Annotated in this window: 20 protein-coding genes; 7 read left to right on the top strand and 13 right to left on the bottom strand. The window is 62.0% G+C overall.

Annotated elements, in window-relative coordinates:
• Window positions 1-208 precede the first annotated feature (208 nt).
• From E1K68_RS07775 to E1K68_RS07760, 4 genes are all read right to left on the bottom strand, one after another.
• Window positions 209-1,426 carry an SAM-dependent methyltransferase gene (locus E1K68_RS07775; RefSeq protein ID WP_044272728.1) on the bottom strand — a complete coding sequence of 406 codons (1,218 nt, stop codon included), beginning with the start codon at window positions 1,424-1,426 and terminating at the stop codon, window positions 209-211.
• A 207-nt stretch (window positions 1,427-1,633) separates the two neighbouring features.
• Window positions 1,634-2,251: a TPM domain-containing protein gene (locus E1K68_RS07770; RefSeq protein ID WP_003189374.1), complete on the bottom strand. Its 618-nt coding sequence runs from the start codon at window positions 2,249-2,251 to the stop codon at window positions 1,634-1,636.
• A gap of 31 nt (window positions 2,252-2,282) precedes the next feature.
• A complete protein-coding gene (locus E1K68_RS28055; protein ID WP_057711911.1) occupies window positions 2,283-3,011 on the bottom strand; it encodes a TPM domain-containing protein in 729 nt (242 codons plus the stop codon).
• A gap of 18 nt (window positions 3,012-3,029) precedes the next feature.
• Window positions 3,030-3,641 (bottom strand): LemA family protein, encoded by a 612-nt coding sequence (locus tag E1K68_RS07760; protein WP_003189372.1) that lies wholly within the window; start codon window positions 3,639-3,641, stop codon window positions 3,030-3,032.
• Between the two features lie 241 nt (window positions 3,642-3,882).
• On the opposite strand from E1K68_RS07760, the gene bglX reads away from it, so the two are divergent.
• Window positions 3,883-6,174, top strand: a complete 2,292-nt coding sequence (gene bglX / locus E1K68_RS07755; RefSeq protein WP_034134954.1) for a beta-glucosidase BglX — start codon at window positions 3,883-3,885, stop codon at window positions 6,172-6,174.
• 115 nt (window positions 6,175-6,289) lie between these two features.
• Here bglX and E1K68_RS07750 read toward each other — a convergent pair whose 3' ends face one another.
• The 6 genes from E1K68_RS07750 to E1K68_RS07725 all read right to left on the bottom strand — a co-directional run bounded on the left by E1K68_RS07750 (window position 6,290) and on the right by E1K68_RS07725 (window position 13,119).
• Entirely contained in the window at window positions 6,290-7,447 is a 1,158-nt protein-coding gene (locus E1K68_RS07750) for a phosphatidylserine/phosphatidylglycerophosphate/cardiolipin synthase family protein (protein ID WP_034134953.1), read from the bottom strand.
• Between the two features lies 1 nt (window position 7,448).
• Complete coding sequence (locus E1K68_RS07745; protein WP_044272720.1) at window positions 7,449-8,027, bottom strand: YceI family protein; 579 nt, start codon at window positions 8,025-8,027, stop codon at window positions 7,449-7,451.
• A gap of 172 nt (window positions 8,028-8,199) precedes the next feature.
• A complete protein-coding gene (locus E1K68_RS07740) occupies window positions 8,200-8,958 on the bottom strand; it encodes a helix-turn-helix domain-containing protein (protein WP_034134951.1) in 759 nt (252 codons plus the stop codon).
• Window positions 8,959-9,021: 63 nt separating this feature from the next.
• On the bottom strand, window positions 9,022-10,464 hold the full coding sequence (locus tag E1K68_RS07735; protein WP_212613926.1) for an amidase: 1,443 nt from the start codon (window positions 10,462-10,464) through the stop codon (window positions 9,022-9,024).
• The gene (locus tag E1K68_RS07730) at window positions 10,461-11,771 is read right to left on the bottom strand and encodes a citrate-proton symporter (protein WP_169855425.1); all 1,311 of its coding nucleotides are present in this window, start codon (window positions 11,769-11,771) and stop codon (window positions 10,461-10,463) included. Before E1K68_RS07730 ends, E1K68_RS07735 begins: the two co-directional genes overlap by 4 nt.
• A 169-nt stretch (window positions 11,772-11,940) precedes the next feature.
• Window positions 11,941-13,119: a M20 aminoacylase family protein gene (locus tag E1K68_RS07725; RefSeq protein ID WP_169855424.1), complete on the bottom strand. Its 1,179-nt coding sequence runs from the start codon at window positions 13,117-13,119 to the stop codon at window positions 11,941-11,943.
• 1,128 nt (window positions 13,120-14,247) lie between these two features.
• On the opposite strand from E1K68_RS07725, the gene E1K68_RS07720 reads away from it, so the two are divergent.
• On the top strand, window positions 14,248-14,541 hold the full coding sequence (locus tag E1K68_RS07720) for a DUF3077 domain-containing protein (protein ID WP_212614878.1): 294 nt from the start codon (window positions 14,248-14,250) through the stop codon (window positions 14,539-14,541).
• Window positions 14,542-14,723: 182 nt separating this feature from the next.
• Here E1K68_RS07720 and E1K68_RS07715 read toward each other — a convergent pair whose 3' ends face one another.
• Both E1K68_RS07715 and E1K68_RS07710 read right to left on the bottom strand, forming a co-directional pair.
• Entirely contained in the window at window positions 14,724-15,038 is a 315-nt protein-coding gene (locus E1K68_RS07715; RefSeq protein WP_003189356.1) for a hypothetical protein, read from the bottom strand.
• Window positions 15,035-16,108, bottom strand: a complete 1,074-nt coding sequence (locus E1K68_RS07710) for a serine hydrolase (protein ID WP_212613925.1) — start codon at window positions 16,106-16,108, stop codon at window positions 15,035-15,037. Before E1K68_RS07710 ends, E1K68_RS07715 begins: the two co-directional genes overlap by 4 nt.
• Before the next feature lie 185 nt (window positions 16,109-16,293).
• On the opposite strand from E1K68_RS07710, the gene olsB reads away from it, so the two are divergent.
• On the top strand, window positions 16,294-17,049 hold the full coding sequence (gene olsB / locus E1K68_RS07705; protein WP_003189352.1) for an L-ornithine N(alpha)-acyltransferase: 756 nt from the start codon (window positions 16,294-16,296) through the stop codon (window positions 17,047-17,049).
• The gene (locus E1K68_RS07700; protein ID WP_057711901.1) at window positions 17,049-17,840 is read left to right on the top strand and encodes a lysophospholipid acyltransferase family protein; all 792 of its coding nucleotides are present in this window, start codon (window positions 17,049-17,051) and stop codon (window positions 17,838-17,840) included. Before olsB ends, E1K68_RS07700 begins: the two co-directional genes overlap by 1 nt.
• 119 nt (window positions 17,841-17,959) lie before the next feature.
• Here E1K68_RS07700 and E1K68_RS07695 read toward each other — a convergent pair whose 3' ends face one another.
• Window positions 17,960-18,538: an ACP phosphodiesterase gene (locus E1K68_RS07695; RefSeq protein WP_003189350.1), complete on the bottom strand. Its 579-nt coding sequence runs from the start codon at window positions 18,536-18,538 to the stop codon at window positions 17,960-17,962.
• Window positions 18,539-18,693: 155 nt separating this feature from the next.
• Here E1K68_RS07695 and E1K68_RS07690 point away from each other — a divergent pair, with 155 nt between their 5' ends.
• Genes E1K68_RS07690 through E1K68_RS07680 form a run of 3 tightly spaced genes read left to right on the top strand, consistent with a single transcriptional unit; the run spans window position 18,694 to window position 21,272 of the window.
• On the top strand, window positions 18,694-19,005 hold the full coding sequence (locus E1K68_RS07690; RefSeq protein ID WP_003189349.1) for a helix-turn-helix transcriptional regulator: 312 nt from the start codon (window positions 18,694-18,696) through the stop codon (window positions 19,003-19,005).
• A gap of 18 nt (window positions 19,006-19,023) precedes the next feature.
• A complete protein-coding gene (locus E1K68_RS07685) occupies window positions 19,024-20,190 on the top strand; it encodes an MFS transporter (protein WP_120247626.1) in 1,167 nt (388 codons plus the stop codon).
• 26 nt (window positions 20,191-20,216) lie between these two features.
• On the top strand, window positions 20,217-21,272 hold the full coding sequence (locus tag E1K68_RS07680) for an alkene reductase (RefSeq protein WP_212613924.1): 1,056 nt from the start codon (window positions 20,217-20,219) through the stop codon (window positions 21,270-21,272).
• Window positions 21,273-21,331: the final 59 nt, after the last annotated feature.

Here is a 21,331-nt window from a genome sequence, read left to right as displayed (position 1 = left end):
GCTTTTGCAAAGTGAGCCGCCGTCAGGGCGGAACCCTAAGTGGCCGTTACCGCAGCAATGGATATGTACACAATCCAGCTGTGTTGACTGTTAGGCCGCCTTCGCAGGCAAGCCAGCTCCCACATTTGGATCGCGGGGCGTCAGGTAGATATGCGCTGGCCGCCGGGGCCGTCACGGGAGCAAGCTCCCACAGCGAACCGCGTCCATTTCAGGCCAGGTAGCCATCCCCGCGCAACAGGGTTTCCAGGCAGTGTTCGGTGATGTGATAGAACGCCTTGAGCTCCTGGATTTTTGCCAGTAGCTGCGCGTTGTCCACAGGCTCGGCACGTTTGACCGCCAGGATCATCTTGTTCTTGTTGGTGTGCTCCAGCGAGATGAACTCGAACACCTTGGTCTCATAGCCACAGGCTTCAAGGAACAACGCACGCAGGCTGTCGGTGACCATTTCCGCCTGCTGGCCCAGGTGCAGGCCGTATTGCAGCATCGGCTTGAGCAACGCCGGGCTCTGGATCTGCAGGCGGATCTGTTTGTGGCAGCACGGCGAACACATGATGATCGACGCACCGGAACGGATGCCGGTGTGGATCGCGTAGTCGGTGGCGATGTCGCAGGCGTGCAAGGCAATCATCACGTCCAGCTCACTGGGCGCCACGCTGCGCACGTCGCCGCATTTGAACACCAGCCCCGGATGCTCCAGGCGTGCGGCGGCGCTGTTGCAGAGGGTGACCATGTCTTCACGCAACTCTACACCGGTGACCTCGCCCTCGGCCTTGAGGGTATTGCGCAGGTAATCGTGAATGGCGAAAGTCAGGTAGCCCTTGCCCGAGCCGAAATCGGCGACCCGCACCGGGCGGTCGAGCTGCAACGGCGACGACGTCAGCGCATGGCTGAACACTTCGATGAACTTGTTGATCTGCTTCCACTTGCGCGACATCGAGGGGATCAGCGCCTGCTTGGCGTCGGTCACGCCCAGGTCGGCGAGGAACGGCCGGCTCAGGTCGAGGAAGCGATTTTTTTCACGGTTATGCTCGGCCGAAGGTGCCTCGCGCAGTTGCTGCGGCTTGCTTTTGAACAGCGAGCTTTTGTTCTTCTTGCTGTACTCCAGCTGGGCTTCGTCGGTCAGCGCCAGCAAGTGCGCGTTCTTGAACGAGCTGGGCAACAGCTCGGCAATCGCCGCCACGCCGTCAGCCGAGGGGAAGTTCTTGGTGATGTCGCGGGTCTTGTAGCGATAGACGAACGACAGGCAAGGCTGGTCCTTGACCACCACCGGCTTGATGATCAGCCGCTGCAACTCGGCTTCCTCACCGACGTACTTGGCCAGCACCAGCTTGATAAAAGCGTTCTGGGCCAAGCTTGCGCTCAACAGTTCGATGAACTGGGCATGATGATCCGGCGCAGGGCGGGCAGGTTGAGCGGTGACGGACATGAACAAAAACGCCTCGGGTAAAGAATGCCGGGCATTTTAGGCGGGATGGGGGTTCAGGGCACGGGGTTATTTGATCAACGGTCAATCAACCCGAATAAGGATGCTGCCTTGTGTGGGAGCTGGCTTGCCTGCGATGCAGGCAACTCGGTTAATCAGGCAAACCGAGGCGATGCCATCGCGGGCAAGCCCGGCTCCCACAGAAAGCAGTTATTCGAGCACGACCAGGCGATTGGGCAGTTCGTTGCGGGTTTGGGTAACGGGCACATGCACCTTGAGCAACTCGCCACAAGCTTCAACGCAGGCGATGAACCCGGCGAGCGTCTGCCCCTGTCTCACCTGCTGGGTAAACGCCTGGACAATGGCGTCCCAATTGCTGTCATCCAGGCGCTTGGAAATCCCGTCATCCACCAGGATCTCCACATACCGCTCGGCCTCGCTGACAAAAATCAGCACCCCGGTGCTGCCCACTGTGTGGTGCAGGTTCTGCTCCAGAAACTGGCGCCGCGCCAGGTTGGACGCACGCCAGTGGCGTACCGAACGCGGAATCAGCCGGGTAGTGACCTTGGGCAAGCGGAACACCAGGCACAGCACAATGAACGTCGCCCACTGCGCCACCAGCAAGGTGTACATGGTCAGGTAGCCCGACAGGTAATGCACCACGCCCGGCACCACCAACGCGATCAAGCTCGCCCACAGCAACGGAATGTAGGCGTAGTCGTCGGCGCGCGCCGCCAGCACGGTGACCAACTCCGCGTCGGTGGTTTTCTCGACCCGGGCGATCGCTTCGGCGACTTGGCGCTGCTCGTGTTCAGTCAGTAATGCCATGGTTGTAGATGCTCTATTCTCGTTATTGTCATTACCAGCTGCCCGAAGCCCCGCCACCGCCAAAGCCACCGCCGCCGCCGCGGAAACCACCGCCACCGCCGCCCCCACCGCCGCCGCGCCCGCTGCTGTTGAGAATCGCCAGCAGGATGGCGCCCACCGGCAAGCCCATGCGATTGCACAACCACAACACGCCGATCAGCAGAATAAACAGGCCGATGGAAAAGCCGGGATTATCCATGGCGAAGTTCGCATCCGCCACATGGGCCGGCACCGCCAACGGCTCCCCGCCCACCACCTGAATCATCGCAGCCACGCCATCGCTGATGCCCTGGCTGAAATTGCCGGCCTTGAACTTGGGCAGGATCACCTGGTTGATGATCACCCAGGATTGCGCATCGGTCAGCACGCCTTCCAGGCCATAGCCGACTTCGATGCGCAACTGGCGGTCATCACGGGAGACGATCAACAGCGCGCCGTTGTCCTTGCCCTTCTGGCCAATGCCCCACTGGCGGCCCAACTGATAACCGTAGTCCTCAATGGGCACGCCTTGCAGGTCAGGCACGGTGACCACCACCAACTGGTCGCCCGAGGTTTGCTCCAGCGCCTGCAATTGCTGGGTCAGTTGCTCGCGCACCGCTGGGTCGATCATCTGCGCGCTGTCTACCACCCGCCCGGTCAGCGCCGGGAAGGTCAGCGCCGCCTGGGCAACGCCCAAGCAGGCCAACAGCCACAGCGCCAGGCCTATCCGTAATAAACGCATCGACACCTCAGTGCAGCCTTATTTGAACTTCACTTGCGGCGCTTTATCGGCATCGGCGCTGGTGGCTTCAAACGTGGCGCGGATCGGCAAGTCGCTGTACATCACGCTGTGCCACAGACGGCCTGGGAAAGTGCGGATCTCGGTGTTGTACGCTTGCACGGTCTGGATGAAATCCCGACGGGCCACGGCGATACGGTTCTCCGTACCTTCAAGCTGGGATTGCAAGGCCAGGAAGTTCTGGTTGGCCTTCAGGTCCGGGTAACGCTCGGACACCACCATCAAACGGCTGAGTGCGCCGCTCAGGCCATCCTGGGCTTGCTGGAACTGCTTGAGTTTCTCGGGGTTGTCCAGGGTGCTGGCATCCACCTGGATCGAGGTGGCCTTGGCCCGCGCTTCAATCACCGCGGTGAGGGTTTCCTGTTCGTGGGCGGCATACGCCTTCACCGTTTCCACCAGGTTGGGGATCAGGTCGGCACGGCGCTGGTACTGGTTCTGCACCTGGCCCCAGGCGGCCTTGGCCTGTTCGTCCAGCGTGGGGATGTTGTTGATGCCGCAACCGCTCAGCACGCTGCTGATCAGTAACAGCGCCGCAGCCTTGAAGCCCCAGCGGTAATGTTGTGCTGCTTGCATGGTGTTTCTCCTGCCCGATCTGATGGAATGTGACGACTAACCCTATAAACCACGCGCTTGGGGCATAATCCGCCACCACTGGAATGCTTCGAGCCAATCAGCTACAAAGATGCCCAGCGCGAAAAAGAGTTCAGAGTGTGCTGCATTTATCTGAACAACACCCGAACAACAATAGACGTTCCCCACATTTTGGCCGACAGCATCGCTTTGAATGCTGCGCAGTAGCCGAAAAAGGATATTCATGAAAAAGCTGTGTTTGCTCGGCCTTGTTGCAACGCTGGCCACCCACCCCGTCTGGGCAGAAACAAAGCCTGCTGCGCTTAACGACAAGGACGCCTTTGTCAGCGACCTGCTCAAGCAAATGACCCTGGATGAGAAGATCGGCCAATTGCGCCTGATCAGCATCGGCCCGGAAATGCCCCGCGAGCTGATCCGCAAGGAAATCGCCGCCGGCCGCATCGGTGGCACGTTCAACTCCATCACCCGCCCGGAAAACCGTCCGATGCAGGACGCGGCCATGCGCAGCCGCTTGAAGATCCCCATGTTCTTCGCCTACGACGTGATCCACGGCCACCGCACCATTTTCCCGATCAGCCTGGCCCTGGCTTCCAGTTGGGACATGGACGCCATCGGCCGCTCCGGGCGCATCGCCGCCCAGGAAGCCGCTGCCGACAGCCTCGACATCACCTTTGCGCCGATGGTCGACATCTCCCGCGACCCACGCTGGGGCCGTACCTCCGAAGGTTTCGGTGAAGACACCTACCTGGTGTCACGCATTGCCGAAGTGATGGTCAAGGCGTTCCAGGGCACCAGCCCCGCGAATGCCGACAGCCTCATGGCCAGCGTCAAGCACTTCGCCCTCTATGGCGCGGTGGAAGGCGGGCGCGACTACAACGTGGTCGACATGAGCCCGGTCAAGATGTACCAGGACTACCTGCCGCCCTACCACGCAGCGATCAAGGCTGGCTCCGGCGGCGTGATGGTGGCGCTCAACTCGATCAACGGCGTGCCTGCCACGGCCAACACCTGGCTGATGAACGACCTGCTGCGCAAGGACTGGGGCTTCAAGGGCCTGACCGTCAGCGACCATGGCGCGATCTTCGAGCTGATCAAGCACGGCGTGGCCAAGGACGGGCGTGAAGCCGCCAAGCTGGCGATCAAGGCCGGCATCGACATGAGCATGAACGACTCGCTGTACGGCAAGGAATTGCCGGGGCTGCTCAAGTCCGGCGAAATCCAGCAGAGCGACATCGACAACGCCGTGCGCGAAGTGCTTGGCGCCAAGTACGACATGGGCCTGTTCAAGGACCCGTACCTGCGCATCGGCAAGGCCGAGGATGACCCGGCCGACACCTACGCCGACAGCCGCCTGCACCGGGCCGAGGCCCGCGACATTGCGCGCCGCAGCCTGGTGTTGCTCAAAAATCACAACGACACCCTGCCGCTGAAAAAATCCGCGACCATTGCCCTGGTCGGCCCGCTGGCCAAGGCCCCCATCGACATGATGGGCAGTTGGGCTGCTGCCGGCCGGCCTGCGCAGTCGGTGACCCTGCTCGACGGCATGAACGCCGTGATCGGCGAAAAAGGCAAAGTGATCTATGCCCGTGGCGCCAACATCACCGGCGACAAGGCAGTGCTCGACTACCTCAACTTCCTCAACTTCGATGCCCCGGAAGTGGTGGACGACCCGCGCCCTGCCCAAGTGCTGATTGACGAAGCGGTGAAGGCGGCGAACAACGCCGACGTTATCGTCGCGGCGGTGGGCGAGTCCCGTGGCATGTCCCACGAGTCATCGAGCCGCACCGACCTGAACATCCCGCAAAGCCAGCGCGACTTGATCAAGGCCCTCAAAGCCACCGGCAAGCCGCTGGTGCTGGTGCTGATGAACGGCCGTCCGCTGTCGATTCTGGAAGAAAACCAACAGGCCGATGCGATCCTGGAAACCTGGTTTTCCGGTACCGAAGGCGGCAACGCCATTGCCGATGTACTGTTCGGCGATTACAACCCATCGGGCAAGCTGCCGATCACCTTCCCTCGCTCCGTTGGGCAGATTCCAACCTACTACAACCACCTGACCATCGGCCGGCCATTCACCCCAGGCAAGCCGGGCAACTACACTTCGCAGTACTTCGATGACACCACAGGCCCGCTGTTTCCCTTTGGTTATGGCCTGAGCTATACCCAGTTCAGCCTGTCGGACATGGCGCTGTCGTCCACCACGCTGAACAAGACCGGCAAGCTCGACGCCAGCGTCACGTTGAAGAACACCGGCAAGGTCGATGGCGAAACGGTTGTGCAGTTGTATATCCAGGACGTGGCCGGTTCGATGATCCGCCCGATCAAGGAGCTGAAGAGCTTCCAGAAGGTCATGCTCAAGGCCGGCGAAGCGCGCACGCTGCACTTCACCATTACCGAAGACGACCTGAAGTTCTACAACAGCCAGCTCAAGTACGCGGCCGAACCGGGTGAGTTCAATGTGCAGATCGGGTTGGACTCCCAGGATGTGCAGCAACAAACCTTCGAACTGCTCTGATCTGAAGCTGTAAACACGGTCTGGGTGGGAGCTGGCTTGCCTGCGATAGCGGTGGAATATTCACCACCGCCATCGCAGGCAAGCCAGCTCCCACATTGGACTTGAGGTGAACCGACTAGCCGCGCCGATCCAGCAGGTTCACCACCAACCGATCAATCCAGCCCCACACCCGCTGCTTTACCCGCCGCCACAATGGCCGCGCCTTCCATGCCTCCAGACTCACCGCCTGGCTCTGGGCAAAGTCCGCTTCGAAACTGCCCACCACCGCCGCCGTCAATCCCGGGTCCAGCGCTTCAAGATTGGCTTCCAGGTTAAAGCGCAAATTCCAGTGGTCGAAATTGCACGAGCCAATGCTCACCCAATCGTCCACCAGCACCATCTTCAGGTGCAGAAAGCACGGCTGGTATTCGAAGATCTGCACCCCTGAACGCAGCAGACGCGGGTAATAACGGTGCCCGGCGTAACGCACCGACGGGTGATCGGTGCGCGGGCCGGTGAGCAACAGACGTACATCCACACCGCGCCCAGCCGCCCGGCGCAAGGCGCGGCGCACGCTCCAGGTGGGCAGGAAGTACGGGGTCGCCAGCCAGATACGCCCCTTGCTGCTGTTCAAGGCGCGAATCAATGATTGCAGAATGTCGCGGTGCTGACGCGCATCGGCATACGCCACGCGGCCCAGCCCCGGCCCGGTGGCGGGCACCTTGGGCAAGCGAGGCAAACCAAAGTGGGTCGCCGGTTTCCATTCTCGGCGCGCGGCGTTAGCGTGCCATTGCCGGTCGAACAGGGCCTGCCAGTCCAGCACCAGCGGGCCGCTGATCTGCACCATCACTTCATGCCAGTCGGCGGTGTCTTGGCCCGGCGTCCAGAATTCGTCGGTGACGCCCGTACCACCGACCACGGCGACACGCTGATCAATCAGCAGCAACTTGCGGTGGTCGCGATACAGGTTGCGCATCCAGCGCCGCCAATTCAGGCGGTTGTAAAAGCGCAACTCCACACCGGCATCGGTCAAGCGCTTGCGTAGCCCCAGGGTAAACGCCAGGCTGCCGTAATCATCGAACAGGCAACGCACCTGCACGCCGCGTTCGGCGGCCAGCACCAGTGCCTGCACCATGGCCTCGGCGCAGGCCCCGGCTTCGACCAGGTACAACTCAAGGTCAACCTGCTGCTCGGCCCGGGCGATGCCCACCAGCATCTGCGGGAAGAAATTCGGCCCGTCGATCAGCAATTCGAACTGATTGGCGCTGCGCCACGGGAACACCGCGCCGCTCATGTCAGCGCGCCGTGAAGATCAGCACCGCACCCACCGGCACCGACAAACTGATCGACTTGAGCCCCGCTGCCTTGCGCAAGGCGGCTACACCCGGCGCCAGGTCAAAATCCTCGGCATGCAATACCACAGGCTCCAGGGTCACCACTTGGAAACGTCGATCATCCAGGCGCGTGGCCAGCAGTTCGGCGCTGTAGGTCTGGGTCTTGCCGTGCAGCGTGACGCTCAGGGGCAGGCGCAATTCCAGCTGCGCGCCGGACGCCAGGTCGTTGATGGGCTGCAGATTGATCTGCGCGCTGATCTGCGCTTCGGGGAAGGTCTTGATCTCGAACAGCTCTCTACGCATGCGCTCGTCGCGCAGCGGGATGCCGCTGTTGATCGACTCCAGTTCCACTTCCAACTGAGCCGCGCCTTTGGCGTCGACCTTGCCGTGCAGCACCAGGAAGCGCTGCACTTCGGCAATTTCGGTGTTTTTGGTGGTGACGAAGGACAGGCGTGAGGATTCGTTATCCAGGTACCAGTCGGCGTGGGCGGGCACTGCTGCAGCGGCCAAAAGGGCGAAGGCCAAGGGTTTGATTGACATTGAAGACTCGCGGGGGAAAACCTGAGCGAACCATAAGCGCAATCTCATGAACGGCGCAAATTCATTGTGGGAGCGGGCTTGCTCGCGAAAGCGCAGTGCCAGTCAATACATGTGTAGCTGATACACCGCCTTCGCGAGCAAGCCCGCTCCCACATTTATTCGGCGGTGACTATCAAACCAGCGCTCGCTGCACTTCGCAGATCGTTTCTTCAAGGCTGCCCATATGCAAATTCAACACCCGCTCCACCGGCGCCTGATGCATCGGCCAATGCAACGCCATGCTCCCCACCAGGCGGCCATTGGCGCGCACCGGCAGCGCCACCGCCCGGATCAGGAACGGCAAACGCACAGGATATTCCCAATAGCCCTCGGTACGCTGGCCAAAGCCCTGGTGCTGGGTTTGCTCGCATGCGCGATAGTGCTCGTCTGCCGCCACATGATTGCGGCCTGCCAGGCGCTGTACTTCTTCGGCCGGCAATTGCGTCAAGCAGGCTTTGCCCATCGCGGAATGGAACAGGCTGGCATACTGGCCGACGATCTGGCAGTTGTTCGGGTACAGCTTGCGCAACACACTGGGAATCGCACTCTCCATGACCTCCAGGCGCTCGCCATCGAAGCACGACAAGTCCACCACCAGCCCGGTGCGCTCGCTGAGTTCCAGCAACCAGGGCGCGGCGCTCTCCACCACCTGGCGCTTGAAGCGTTGCTGGGTGTCGCCGAACAAGCGTCGGGCACGCAGGCGGTAACGCCGATCACTCAGGCCCCGATAGACCCAGCCCTGCTCCTGCAAGGTCAGCAACATGCGCGACACCGTGGCCTTGGGCAGGCGCGTGAGGTAGTGCAACTCTTCCAGCCCCAGGGCCTGGTGCTCGCCCAGCAATTCGACGATTGCCAGAGCGCGCTCAACCGAGCGTACGGTGCCTGTCTCCATGTTCGATCTCCCTGTTGCCGGTGGATGATCTTTTTTCACAGCAAGATACAGGCCCGTCAGCGCTCAGCGGGTCGTTGCAAGGCACGCCGGTGGCCGGCGTTGTACCCATTGGGTCAGTTGCTCATGGGCGTAGGCCAATTGCAACACGGCCCTGTCGGCCTGGGCCGGGCCAATGATTTGCAGGCCCATGGGCAGGCCCTGGGGGTTGAAGCCCACGGGGATGCTCATGCTCGGCAAACCGGCGAGGGTCGGGCCGATCACCACTTCCATCCAGCGGTGATAAGTGTCCATTTCACGCCCGCCGACGAGGCGTGGCCACGGCTGTTGTGCATCGAAAGGGAACACCTGGGCAGTGGGCAACAGCAGGAAATCGTAACGTTCGAACAGCTTGGCCAGGGCGCGGTACCACTCACTGCGGTCCACCGACGCCTGGTACACCTGTTGAGCACTCAAACCCTGGCCGCCCTCCACTTCCCACTGGGCCTCGGGTTTGAGCAGTGCGCGTTTTTGCGGGTTGGCGTAGGCCGCGCCGAGGTTGCCGTGCACCAGCCAATGGCGATGAACCAACCAGCAGCGCCACAGGCGCGCCATGGAAAAGTCCGGTTGGCAGCTGTGCACTTCACAGCCCAACCTGGCGAAATCATCCAGCGCCGCTTCGCACAGGCTCATCACGCCCGCGTCCATCGGCAGATAACCGTTGTAGTCCCCCAGCCAACCAAGGCGTGCGCCCTTGAAGTCGCGCTGCAATGGCTGGCCCAGCACCGCCGGATCGGCCTGGGAGGACAGCGGCGCGCGGGGGTCGTAACCGGCCTGGATGCTCAGCAACCGCGCCACATCCGTGACGCTGCGCCCCATCGGGCCTTCGGTGCCCAGTTGCTGCACGAACAACTCCGGCATCGGCCCGTGGGGCACCCGTCCTTGTGAGGGGCGCAAGCCGAACACGTTGTTGAACGCCGCCGGGTTGCGCAGCGAGCCCATCATGTCGCTGCCGTCGGCCACCGGCAGCATGCGTAGCGCCAGGGCCACCGCCGCCCCGCCACTGCTGCCGCCGGCTGCAAGGCGCGGGTCATAGGCATTGCCGGTGGTGCCGAACAGCGTGTTGTAGGTGTGGGAACCCAGTCCGAACTCCGGCACGTTGGTCTTGCCGATGATGATCGCGCCACTGGCCCGCACCCGCGCCACGCTGATGGCGTCTTCGCCCGGCACATGCTCGGCGAACAACGGTGAGCCCAAGGTGGTGCGCAAGCCCTGGGTGGCCGCCAGGTCCTTGATGGCCTGGGGCATGCCATGCATCCAGCCACGGGAGCGGCCCTGGTCCAACTCCCGATCGCAGGCCCTCGCCTCGGCCAGCACGGCCTCGCTGTCGCGCAATGTCACCAGCGCATTCACGCAGGGGTTAAAGCGCTGGATCTGCGCCAGGTACGCCTGCATCACCTCTTCGCACGACACCTGCCGCCCATGAATGGCCCGCGACAGTTCAGTGGCATCCCAATCAACAATACTCAAGGCTTCACCTCTCTGGAAAACGGCAACGGCTTGCTCGCCCGGGGGGCCTCGCGCATGCAGTAAGTGCCCAGCAGCGTCAGCACGCAGGCGAACAATACATAAAACGAGGGCGCCACCGGCGTGCCCAGCACTTTGCTCAGCCAGGTCACGATCAACGGCGCGAAACCTCCGAACACCATCACCGCCACGTTATAGGCCACCGACACGCCGGTCGAGCGCACCTCGATAGGGAACTGTTCGGCCAATGCCGTCGGCGCTGGCCCGAAGAACCCGCCAATCGCGGTGCACAACATCACCTGCATCACCAGCAGGCGCTCGATGGACGGCGCGGCGGCCACCCACACATACAAGGGGTAGACCATCACGAAAAACGCCAGGGTGAAGGCCATCAGCACTGGCCGCCGCCCCAACCGATCCGAGAGCAGGCCGGATAACGGAATCACCACGGTCATCAACGCCACCGCAAACATCTGCACCATCAACACCTGATCCAGCGGCAGGCCGAGGTTCTTGTGAGCGAAGGTCGGCATGTTCACCAGCACCACATAAAACGACACCGTCGCGCCGCAGGCCAGGCCCATCGACACCAGGATACTGCGCCGATGCTCACGCAGCACTTGCATGAGGCTCGGCGCCGGTCCGGTGGCCTGCTTGCGCGCCTCGATGAATTCTTCGGGGTCTTCCATGTGCCGACGAATCCACAACCCCACCGGGCCGATCAACAAGCCCAGCACAAACGGCAGGCGCCAGCCCCACAGGTCGAGGGTTTCGGGCGAAAAGAAATGCGTGACCAACGCCACCATCGCCGCCCCACCGAACACCGCCAGGCACTGCCCCACCAATTGCCAGGAGCCATACAACCCCTTGCGATGGGCCGGTGCACTTTCCACCAGAAATGCCGTGGCACTCGCGTACTCACCGCCGGTAGCAAAGCCCTGCAGCATGCGCGCCACCACGATCAACAACGGCGCGCCCATGCCGATGGCGGCATAGTTCGGCGCGAAGGCAATCAGCGCGATGGACACGGTCATCAGTCGGATAATCAACTGCATCGCCGCCTTGCGGCCTTTGCGGTCGGCGTAGATGCCCAAGAGGATGCCGCCCACCGGGCGCATGAAAAAGCCCACGCCGAAGGTGGCCAGCGCCATCAGCAGCGAGGCGTATTCGTCCTCCGAGGGGAAGAACTGACGGGCGATAATGCTAGCCAGGAAACCGTAAACGATGAAGTCATACCATTCCAACGCGTTGCCGATCACCGCGGCCACCACTTGGCGGGTGCGGGAAACGCCGGGCTTTAAAGTCTGCATGAGGAACACTCCATTCAACCGATCAGGGAAAGGGTCCAGCGGCAGAAAAAGGCGTTACTGTAGGAGCGAGCTTGCTCGCGAAAAACGCGCAGGCAACACGGGCCACCTCAAAGCGCTGCGTCAGCGTTGACGATTTTCGCGAGCAAGCTCGCTCCTACAAGGGTTTGGGTTAGCCGGCCGGCTTGAGCCAGCTCTCGGCCAGCGCGCCCCAATAGGCGGCGCCGGTCAGCAGGATGTCGTCGTTGAAGTCATAGGCGGGGTTGTGCACCATCGGCCGCGACACGCCGTTGCCGATAAACAAGTAACTGCCGGGGCAGCGTTGCAGCATCCAGGCGAAGTCTTCGCTGCCCATCAGCGTGCGGGTGTTGCCGTCCACCGCATCGGCGCCGAGCAAGGCCACACCGACCTGGCGGGCGAATTCGGTTTCTTCGGCATGGTTGACCAGCACCGGGTAAGCCGGGCGGTGTTCGACCTGCACGGTGCAGCCGAAGCTGGCGGCCTGGGTCTGGATGATCGCGTTGACCCGTTCCAGCATCTGTTCGCGTACCTTGGGGTTAAGTGCGCGCAGGCTCAGGCGCAGCAGGGCTTGCTGGGGAATCACGTTGGCGGCTTGCCCTGCTTGAAGGGCGCCGACCGTGACGACAGCGGCTTCCTGGGTGTCGATATTGCGCGCCACCACCGTTTGCAAGGCCATGACCATACTGGCAGCAGCCACCAGTGGATCGACGGTAAGGTGCGGCATAGAGCCGTGGCCACCGACGCCTTCGAGGGTCACGGTGAGCAGGTCCTGGGAGGCCATCATCGGCCCCACCCTCAAGCCCAGATGCCCAGCCGGCAAGCCCGGCATATTGTGCATGCCGAACAGCGCCTCACAGGGGAAACGCTCCAGCAAACCGTCCGCCAACATCGCCTCGGCGCCGCCCTGGCCTTCTTCGGCGGGTTGGAAAATCAGGTTCAAGGTGCCGTGAAACTGCCGCGTCGCCGCCAAGTAACGCGCGGCGCCGAGCAACATGGTGGTGTGGCCGTCATGCCCGCAGGCGTGCATGCAGCCGGCATGCTGGCTGGTATAGGCCGCACCGGTGTTTTCGATGATGGGCAAGGCGTCCATGTCGGCGCGAATGCCCAACGTGCGCGAGCTGTTGCCATTGCGCAGCACGCCGACCACACCGGTCTTGCCGATGCCGGTGTGCACCTCATAGCCCCACTCCTTGAGTGACTGTGAGACCAGCGCTGAGGTGCGATTCTCTTCAAAGCCGAGTTCGGGATGGGCGTGGATATCGTGACGCACAGCGTGCAAGTCGCTGGCAACGTCGCTGAGCCAATCCAGAATGTGCTGGTGCGGGCGCATGGTGATTCTCCTCACAGGCGGGTGGTCCCGTTCTTGTTTGCAACACATCGACAGCTAAGCGCGATGTGCGCGTGAGGACAATCAAAGGTGGTTCCACTCTGTGGAACATCAGGGCCGAGCTTTTTTCCGTGAGCCCACACACATCCATAGATGGGAGCTGGCTTGCCTACGATGGCCATAGGTATCTACACAACTTTGGTGCGACGCTGGTCCTGTGGCGAGGGAGCTTGCTCCCGTGACGGAGTGACAGATGACGCAGATCTAGCTGACGCACCGCGATCCAAATGTGGGAGCTGGCTTGCCTGCGATGGCGGCCTGCCAGCCGACACCTATCTACCTGACACCCCGCGATCCAACTGCGGGCTTGCTCGCGAAGGCGGCCTGACAGGCGACACTGTTATACCGAGTACATATCCATTTCTGCGGTAACGGCCACTTAGGGTTCCGCCCTGACGGCGGCTCACTTTGCAAAAGCGGCAAAGTAAGCAAAACGCTCTTGCCCCACCACTCGGCCCCTCGCTTTGGCTCGGTGTGCCCGAACGCAGGCTTGAATCCGTGGGCCGCCGCCACGCGCCATCCATGGCGCGGGGCGGCTAACCCGGCGTCCTGCCGGGTTACCCACGAATTCAAGCCTGTGTTCGGCCAGCGTGGTTTGACGGGGCGCCTAAGATCAAGAGCAAAAGCAGAGCAAGATCAACAGCGGCTCGCTCCGCATCGTGGTTAGCGTCTGCTGCTACAGCCCAGAAAGTTGTGTAGATACCTTTGCTGCGATGGCGGAGTGTCAGCTAAACATTTGTAACTGCCCCACCGCTACCGGGAGCAAGCTCCCTCGCCACAACAGCTATTTGCCACCGGTTGCGAGGACACGTGCATAGCGTTAATCTCTGCGGCGTCGCTGCTCATCAGCGACCGGGCGTGGAATCCCGAGAAAGAAGACGCTACAGCGTCGTCATACAATCAGTCGGCGCTTTTTTGTGCCCGCTGTTTGTGCTTTATGGCGGCTGTGCGTGGGAGGCCTTGTGCCTGCCGAGTTGCTTCTTCTCGGATTCCAACCTGCGTACAGCTGCCACCCTCATGCTTGGAATCGTGAATGGCAGCTCTTTTTGGTTGTACCAAAGGAGCAAGCTTATGCCGTACGAAATACCCTCAGCCGAAACCATCGGCGCTGCCACCTTCGCAGATTGCGGAGAAAACAAAAGCCACCTGAAACTGTTCCGCGTCAACGCCGGGGTTCCGCTTGTGGAAGCCCTCGAACACGCCTCCCACGTGCTCTACTACGCCAAAATGCTCGCGCTTGAAGCGGCCATGGACCCCAAGGCGGAAAAGTTTGCGTTTGCCTCGCATTATCTGGGTGAGATGGGTAAGGCGATCATTGATGACTTGCTGCTGGCGATGCAGCCTGGCAGTCAAAACCTGCTGTAAGTAGTACGCGCCCGGTGCGCCGCATCGGGCGCTTGTCTGTATCTCTCTCAATTGCCCATGATCAGCACAAATACGATGTGGGAGCTGGCTTGCCTGCGATGACGGCGGCACAGGCACTCGTGATGTTGACTGACCTGCCGCTATCGCAGGCAAGCCAGCTCCCACAGGGAAATTTGGGTGTGTCAGGGGTTAAGGCGGCAGCCTTGGCGGTTGCCTATCCATCGCGCTGTATGCGTACGCCCCAACCCACTCGCTGTCACTTCACTGCGCTCAGGCGTGTCGATAAACGCACTGATGGGCACGTACTGCTTCACATACCCCAGGCAATACTCCGCAGGGTTGTTCGCCACATACCGGCACGAGCAATACTCCTTGGCGGTGTACGCCGCGATGATGTCGGGAAAGGCTTGCAGGTTGACGCGCTCATGCCAAACCCCGCCCAAGAGTGCGATAAACAACACCAGTAAAACGCTGATAAATGGATGACGACGAATCATGAGCGCACCGCCGCCAGCACGCGTTTGAGCAGTTCGTTATGCCGGTAACGGCCATCCCGATCATCGCCGTAGCGCACGATCACCAGATGTTCGTCGGGCAGCACGTACAGCGCCTGGCCCCAGTGCCCCAGCGCGGCGAAGGTGGTGGCCGGTGCGTCGGGCCAGGGTTGGGGGGCGCCGGTGTTGAGCCACCAATGGCCGCCCGGCACGGCTTCATCCTGGCCGGCTTTGTAGTGGTCGAAGGGCCTGCGATTAAAGGCGACCCAGTCCTGGGGCAACAGTTGCCGCTCGCCCCAGCGTCCATCCCGCGCCATCAGCAGTCCGACCCGTGCCAGATCTCGGGCCGTGAGGTAGGCATAGGACGACGCGACAAACGTCTCATCGGCATCGGTTTCCCAGGTTGCGTCGCGAATGCCCAGGGGCTGGAACAGCGCGTCCCACGGGTAGGTCATGTAGGCCTTGTGGCCGAGCATGCCCTTGAGCGCAGCGGAGAGGATATTGCTGTCGCCACTGGAATAACGGAAAGCCTGGCCAGGGGCGGCGGCGGCTTCGGTATCCGCTGCGAATTGCGCCATGTCCGTGTGGCCACGGGTGTAAAGCATCGCCACCACCGAAGATTTCAACGGGGCGTACTCGTAGTCTTCCTGCCAATCCAACCCCGAGGCCCAGTGCAGCAGGTCGGCCATGCTCACCTTGGGGTGCTGCTTCATCGGCGGGTAGAAACGTGCGGCGGCGTCGCTGAGTTTGAAGCGGCCTTGCCCATAGGCCACGCCCAGCACGGTAGCCATCAGGCTTTTGCTGACGGACCAGGTGAGGTGCGGTGTGCTCACAGTGGTGGGCGCGGCGTAGCGTTCATAAATGATTTCGCCGTCGCGAATGACCAACAACGCATCGGTGCGAATACCGGTGCGGGTGGCATCGTCGCGGGTTGGGAAAGCGTAGGCGTCCAGGGCATCGACAGCGCGGCCGGCGAGGGCTGTGCCCAGGGCCCACTCCTTATCAGGCCAGATTTCAGCGCGAGCATTCACGGTGACAAACAGCAGGGCAACGCACAACAGGCCTCGGACCATGGACGCAAACTCAAGGAGGGCATTCAAGCCCGCGAGCCTAGCTCACGCCAGTGACAGATTTGCGACAAGGGGGCTGTCATCCAACCGTCACCGTAACTTCATGGAGCTGACACCGAGGCTACATAGCCTGACTTTGGACAACAAAGTCGACTGGCCGCAACCTGGCCGGCACCCGGAGACTCGCTATGACTCAGATCGCCCGCATCAGCGACAAAGGCAATGAACGCCGTCTGCAAGCCGAACGCCTGGTAGGCGCACAGGCATTGCAGGAAGCCCAGGCCCTGCGGTTCAACGTATTCAGCGGCGAATTCAACGCCAAGCTGAAAGGCGCGGAACTGGGTCTGGACATGGATGACTATGATGTTCACTGCAGCCATATCGGCGTGCGGGATTTGAACAGCGGTCGACTCGTCGCTACTACCCGTCTGCTCGACCACCAGGCCGCCAGCACCCTGGGCCGGTTCTACAGCGAAGAAGAATTCAGCCTGCATGGCCTGCTGCACTTGCAGGGCCCGATTCTGGAGATTGGCCGCACCTGCGTCGACCCGGCCTACCGCAATGGCGGCACCATCGCGGTGTTGTGGGGCGAGTTGGCCGAGGTGCTCAACCAGGGTGGCTACAGCTACCTGATGGGCTGCGCAAGCATCCCGATGCACGATGGCGGCATCCAGGCCCACGCGATCATGCAGCGCTTGCGCGAGCGCTACCTGTGCAACGAACACCTGCGCGCCGAACCGAAAAAACCGCTGCCGGCCCTGGACTTGCCGTCCAACGTCATCGCCGAAATGCCGCCGCTGCTCAAGGCCTACATGCGCCTGGGCGCGAAGATCTGCGGCGAGCCGTGCTGGGATGAAGACTTCCAGGTGGCCGACGTGTTTATCCTGCTCAAGCGTGACGAGTTGTGCCCGCGCTACGCGCGCCACTTCAAGGCGGCCATGTGATGAACCGCCTGCGCATTTACGGGCGCATCGCCCGCGTGCTGTTGGTGGTGGGGCTGGGGTTGAGCATGGCCAGTGTGTTCGGCCTGTTCGAGCGCCTGGGCGTGGCTAACTCGATGGTGCGGCGCCAGCGTTGGTCACGCTTCTTTATGGCGCGACTGACCAACGCCCTGCCCTTTCGTGTGACGGTGCACGGCGAGTTGCCGCAAACGCCGATGCTGTGGGTGAGCAATCACGTGTCCTGGACGGACATCCCGTTGCTGGGCATGGTGGCGCCGATGTCGTTTTTGTCCAAGGCCGAGGTGCGTACCTGGCCGGTGGCGGGCTGGTTGGCGGCCAAGGCGGGCAGCCTGTTTATTCGTCGCGGTTCAGGTGACAGCCAACTGATTCGCAAGCAGATGACCCGTCATCTGGAGCAACAGCACCCCTTGCTGATGTTCCCCGAAGGCACCACCACCGACGGTCGCGGCCTGCGCACGTTCCACGGGCGCTTGCTGGCCAGCGCGATCGATGCGGATGTGTCACTGCAGCCGGTAGCGATTCGGTATCTGCGCGACGGCCAAGTCGACCCGCTGGCGCCCTTTATTGGCGATGATGATTTGCTCTCGCACCTGATGCGCTTGTTTTCCAATGACCGCGGCGATGTGGAGATTCATGTGCTCAAGCCGATTGCCTGCGCCGGGCAGGAACGTGCGGCATTGGCGTATCAGGCGCAGCAGGCGGTGCAGAAGGCGTTGTTTGGGCCGGTGCCGGAAGCTGAGCAAGTGTCTGCTCGGCCTGCATTCGCAGCCTGAAGCAATGTGAACACCATCCAAATGTGGGAGCTGGCTTGCCTGCGATGGCGGTGGGTCAGCCACAGCATTCTCAACAGGTAGGCCGCTATCGCAGGCAAGCCAGCTCCCACATTCAGATCTCATGTAGTCAGTTGAGATTGTGCAAATTTCTGCAACTCTGGGTAGAACAGTCGAAAGTCCTCACTCAGCGGCTCATACAAAACCCGCAACTCCTGCATCGCATACCCTAACTCCTCGGGCTGTGTCAGCCGCCGCGAAATCCCGCGCAGCACCTGGTCCATCACCGCAAACTCGCGGTACGAGCCCAACCAATCATCCGCTGCCATATACGGCGCAATCTGCGCCAGCCGCCCCGGCAACGCGGGTTCGGCCGCCAATACCCGATACACCTGCGACGTGAAACGCTCCAGGGGTTGGTCGGCATACAGCGCCCAGTCGCGCGCCAGGCAATGGTCAAAAAACACATCGAGGACGATGCCGGCATAGCGCCTGCGGGTCTGGCTGAAACGCGACAACGCCTCCCCCACCAAGGGGTGGCTGTCGGTGAACCGGTCGATGGAGCGATGCAGCTGGATCGCCGCTTCGATTTGCGGGCTGAACTGGCCCTGCAGGCGGCCTTTGACGAAGTCGCCATAGAGGCTGCCCAGCAGTTGTGCAGGAAGTTGGCCGCCCAGGTGCAGATGTGCGAGATAATTCATGCCGCGCAGTCTACCACTGCCACCCACATATCGTTATAACCCGATATACCGATTCGCTTTGGCCTCAGATCAAAATCATATTGGTATATCGGGATATGACGATTTAAAGTTCGCCTCATCGCGATATAACGCTTTACGACACCGAGCACCCTGCCATGTCCATCGACCTCGACGAAATAATAAAAGCCCTGGCGCACCCAGTACGACGAGACATCCTCACCTGGCTCAAAGACCCGAAAGTGCAGTTCCCCGAGCAATTGCACAACCACGAATACGGCATCTGCGCCGGGCAGATCGACCAGCGCTGCGGCTTGTCCCAGTCGACCGTGTCGGCCCACCTGGCCACCTTGCAACGGGCGGGGTTGATCAGCAGCCAGAAGGCCGGGCAGTGGCACTTTTTCAAGCGCAACGAGGAGGTGATCCAAGCCTTTCTCACGGCGCTCATCACCGAACTCAGCGCACCGTAATTACCAAGGACACACCCCATGCCCCTCTCGCTACTCATACTGGCCCTGAGCGCCTTCGCCATCGGCACCACCGAGTTCGTCATCATGGGCTTGCTGCCCGATGTGGCGGCGGACCTGGGTGTGTCGATTCCCGGCGCCGGCTGGCTGGTGACCGGCTACGCCCTGGGCGTGGCCATCGGCGCACCGTTCATGGCACTGGCCACCGCCAAGCTGCCACGCAAGGCGGCGCTGGTAGCGTTGATGGGTATTTTCATTATCGGCAACCTGCTCTGCGCCCTGGCAAGCGACTACAACGTGCTGATGTTTGCCCGGGTGGTCACAGCGTTGTGCCACGGTGCCTTCTTCGGGATTGGCTCGGTGGTGGCGGCCAACCTGGTGCCGGCCAACAAACGTGCGTCGGCGGTAGCGCTGATGTTCACCGGGTTGACCCTGGCGAACGTGCTGGGCGTGCCCCTGGGTACGGCGCTGGGCCAGGAAGCCGGCTGGCGCTCGACCTTCTGGGCCGTGACCGTGATTGGCGTGATCGCCTTGATCGGCCTGATTCGCTTCTTGCCCGCCAAGCGTGACGAAGAAAAACTCGATATGCGCGCTGAACTGGCCGCCCTCAAGGGTGCCGGTATCTGGTTATCACTGAGCATGACCGCGCTGTTTGCCGCGTCCATGTTCACCCTCTTTACCTACGTCGCACCGCTGCTCGGCGATGTCACCGGCGTGTCGCCCAAGGGTGTGACCTGGACCCTGCTGCTGATCGGCCTGGGCCTCACCGTGGGCAACATCATCGGCGGCAAACTGGCGGACAAGCGCCTGGCGGCCACCCTGATCGGCGTGTTCATCAGCATGGCGGTGGTGTCCACGGTGCTGAGCTGGACCAGCGTCGCGGTGATACCGACTGAAATCACCCTGTTCCTGTGGGCCACCGCCTCGTTCGCCGCCGTGCCGGCGCTGCAAATCAACGTGGTGACCTTCGGCAAGGCCGCGCCGAACCTGGTGTCCACCTTGAACATCGGCGCCTTCAACATTGGCAACGCCCTCGGCGCCTGGGTCGGCGGCAGCGTGATTGCCCACGGCTTCGGCCTGACCAGCGTGCCGCTGGCGGCCGCCGCACTGGCGATTCTCGCGCTGCTGGTGACCCTGATCACTTTCCGTCAGGGCGGCAATGCCGACCTGGCCCCCGCGACCCACTGATCAACTTAAAGAGAAGGTGTTTTTCCATGACGACTATTTTCGATCCGATCACACTGGGCGATGTGCACCTGTCGAACCGCATCATCATGGCGCCGCTGACCCGCTGCCGCGCGGATGCCGGGCGCGTGCCCAATGCGCTGATGGCCGAGTACTACGTGCAACGCGCCTCCGCCGGGCTGATCCTCAGCGAAGCCACTTCCGTGACGCCGATGGGCGTGGGCTACCCGGACACCCCCGGCATCTGGTCCAACGACCAGGTGCGCGGCTGGGCCAACATCACCAAGGCCGTGCATGGCGCGGGCGGCAAGATCTTCCTGCAACTGTGGCACGTCGGCCGCATTTCCCACGAGTCCTACCTGAACGGCGAAACCCCGGTGGCCCCGAGTGCGGTCCAAGCCAAAGGCCACGTCAGCCTGGTTCGCCCCCTGGCCGACTACCCGACCCCGCGCGCCCTGGAAACCGCTGAAATCGCCGACATCGTCGACGCTTACCGCACCGGCGCCGAGAACGCCAAGGCCGCCGGTTTCGACGGTGTGGAAATCCACGGCGCCAACGGCTACCTGCTCGATCAGTTCCTGCAAAGCAGCACCAACCAGCGCACCGACCAGTACGGTGGCTCCCTGGAAAACCGTGCGCGCCTGTTGCTGGAAGTCACCGACGCCGCCATCGAAGTCTGGGGCGCCGGCCGCGTGGGCGTGCACCTGGCACCGCGTGCTGATGCGCATGACATGGGCGACGACAACCTCGCCGAGACCTTCACCTACGTCGCCAGCGAACTGGGCAAGCGCGGCATCGCGTTCATCTGCTCCCGCGAAAAAGAAGGCGCAGACAGCCTTGGCCCACAGCTGAAAAAAGCCTTCGGCGGTGCGTACATCGCCAACGAACGCTTCACCAAAGACAGCGCCAATGCCTGGCTGGCGGCGGGCAAGGCGGACGCAGTGGCCTTCGGTATTCCTTTCATCGCCAACCCGGATCTGCCGGCGCGACTGAAGGCTGATGCACCGTTGAACGAGCCGCACCCGGAAACCTTCTATGGCAAAGGCCCGGTGGGTTATATCGACTACCCGACGCTGCCGATCTAACGTAACCCGCAAACCCAATACTGTAGGAGCGAGCTTGCTCGCGAAAAACGTCAACAATA

This window comes from Pseudomonas sp. B2021 (genome assembly GCF_018135665.1).
GTDB lineage: Bacteria > Pseudomonadota > Gammaproteobacteria > Pseudomonadales > Pseudomonadaceae > Aquipseudomonas > Aquipseudomonas lactis.
The sequence above is the reverse complement of the archived record's forward strand: the minus strand, read 5'-3'. Positions and strand labels throughout refer to the sequence as shown.

Excerpts from the sequence above, each read along its gene's own strand:
- E1K68_RS07745 (WP_044272720.1), bottom strand. The coding sequence starts at position 8,027 with ATGTCAATCAAACCCTTGGCCTTCGCCCTTTTGGCCGCTGCAGCAGTG.
- E1K68_RS07690 (WP_003189349.1), top strand. The coding sequence starts at position 18,694 with ATGTCCATCGACCTCGACGAAATAATAAAAGCCCTGGCGCACCCAGTA.
- olsB (WP_003189352.1), top strand. The coding sequence starts at position 16,294 with ATGACTCAGATCGCCCGCATCAGCGACAAAGGCAATGAACGCCGTCTG.
- E1K68_RS07725 (WP_169855424.1), bottom strand. The coding sequence starts at position 13,119 with ATGCGCCCGCACCAGCACATTCTGGATTGGCTCAGCGACGTTGCCAGC.
- bglX (WP_034134954.1), top strand. The coding sequence starts at position 3,883 with ATGAAAAAGCTGTGTTTGCTCGGCCTTGTTGCAACGCTGGCCACCCAC.
- E1K68_RS07700 (WP_057711901.1), top strand. The coding sequence starts at position 17,049 with ATGAACCGCCTGCGCATTTACGGGCGCATCGCCCGCGTGCTGTTGGTG.
- E1K68_RS07775 (WP_044272728.1), bottom strand. The coding sequence starts at position 1,426 with ATGTCCGTCACCGCTCAACCTGCCCGCCCTGCGCCGGATCATCATGCC.
- E1K68_RS07720 (WP_212614878.1), top strand. The coding sequence starts at position 14,248 with ATGCCGTACGAAATACCCTCAGCCGAAACCATCGGCGCTGCCACCTTC.
- E1K68_RS07685 (WP_120247626.1), top strand. The coding sequence starts at position 19,024 with ATGCCCCTCTCGCTACTCATACTGGCCCTGAGCGCCTTCGCCATCGGC.
- E1K68_RS07760 (WP_003189372.1), bottom strand. The coding sequence starts at position 3,641 with ATGCAAGCAGCACAACATTACCGCTGGGGCTTCAAGGCTGCGGCGCTG.
- E1K68_RS28055 (WP_057711911.1), bottom strand. The coding sequence starts at position 3,011 with ATGCGTTTATTACGGATAGGCCTGGCGCTGTGGCTGTTGGCCTGCTTG.
- E1K68_RS07770 (WP_003189374.1), bottom strand. The coding sequence starts at position 2,251 with ATGGCATTACTGACTGAACACGAGCAGCGCCAAGTCGCCGAAGCGATC.
- E1K68_RS07710 (WP_212613925.1), bottom strand. The coding sequence starts at position 16,108 with ATGGTCCGAGGCCTGTTGTGCGTTGCCCTGCTGTTTGTCACCGTGAAT.
- E1K68_RS07750 (WP_034134953.1), bottom strand. The coding sequence starts at position 7,447 with ATGAGCGGCGCGGTGTTCCCGTGGCGCAGCGCCAATCAGTTCGAATTG.
- E1K68_RS07740 (WP_034134951.1), bottom strand. The coding sequence starts at position 8,958 with ATGGAGACAGGCACCGTACGCTCGGTTGAGCGCGCTCTGGCAATCGTC.
- E1K68_RS07730 (WP_169855425.1), bottom strand. The coding sequence starts at position 11,771 with ATGCAGACTTTAAAGCCCGGCGTTTCCCGCACCCGCCAAGTGGTGGCC.
- E1K68_RS07715 (WP_003189356.1), bottom strand. The coding sequence starts at position 15,038 with ATGATTCGTCGTCATCCATTTATCAGCGTTTTACTGGTGTTGTTTATC.
- E1K68_RS07695 (WP_003189350.1), bottom strand. The coding sequence starts at position 18,538 with ATGAATTATCTCGCACATCTGCACCTGGGCGGCCAACTTCCTGCACAA.
- E1K68_RS07680 (WP_212613924.1), top strand. The coding sequence starts at position 20,217 with ATGACGACTATTTTCGATCCGATCACACTGGGCGATGTGCACCTGTCG.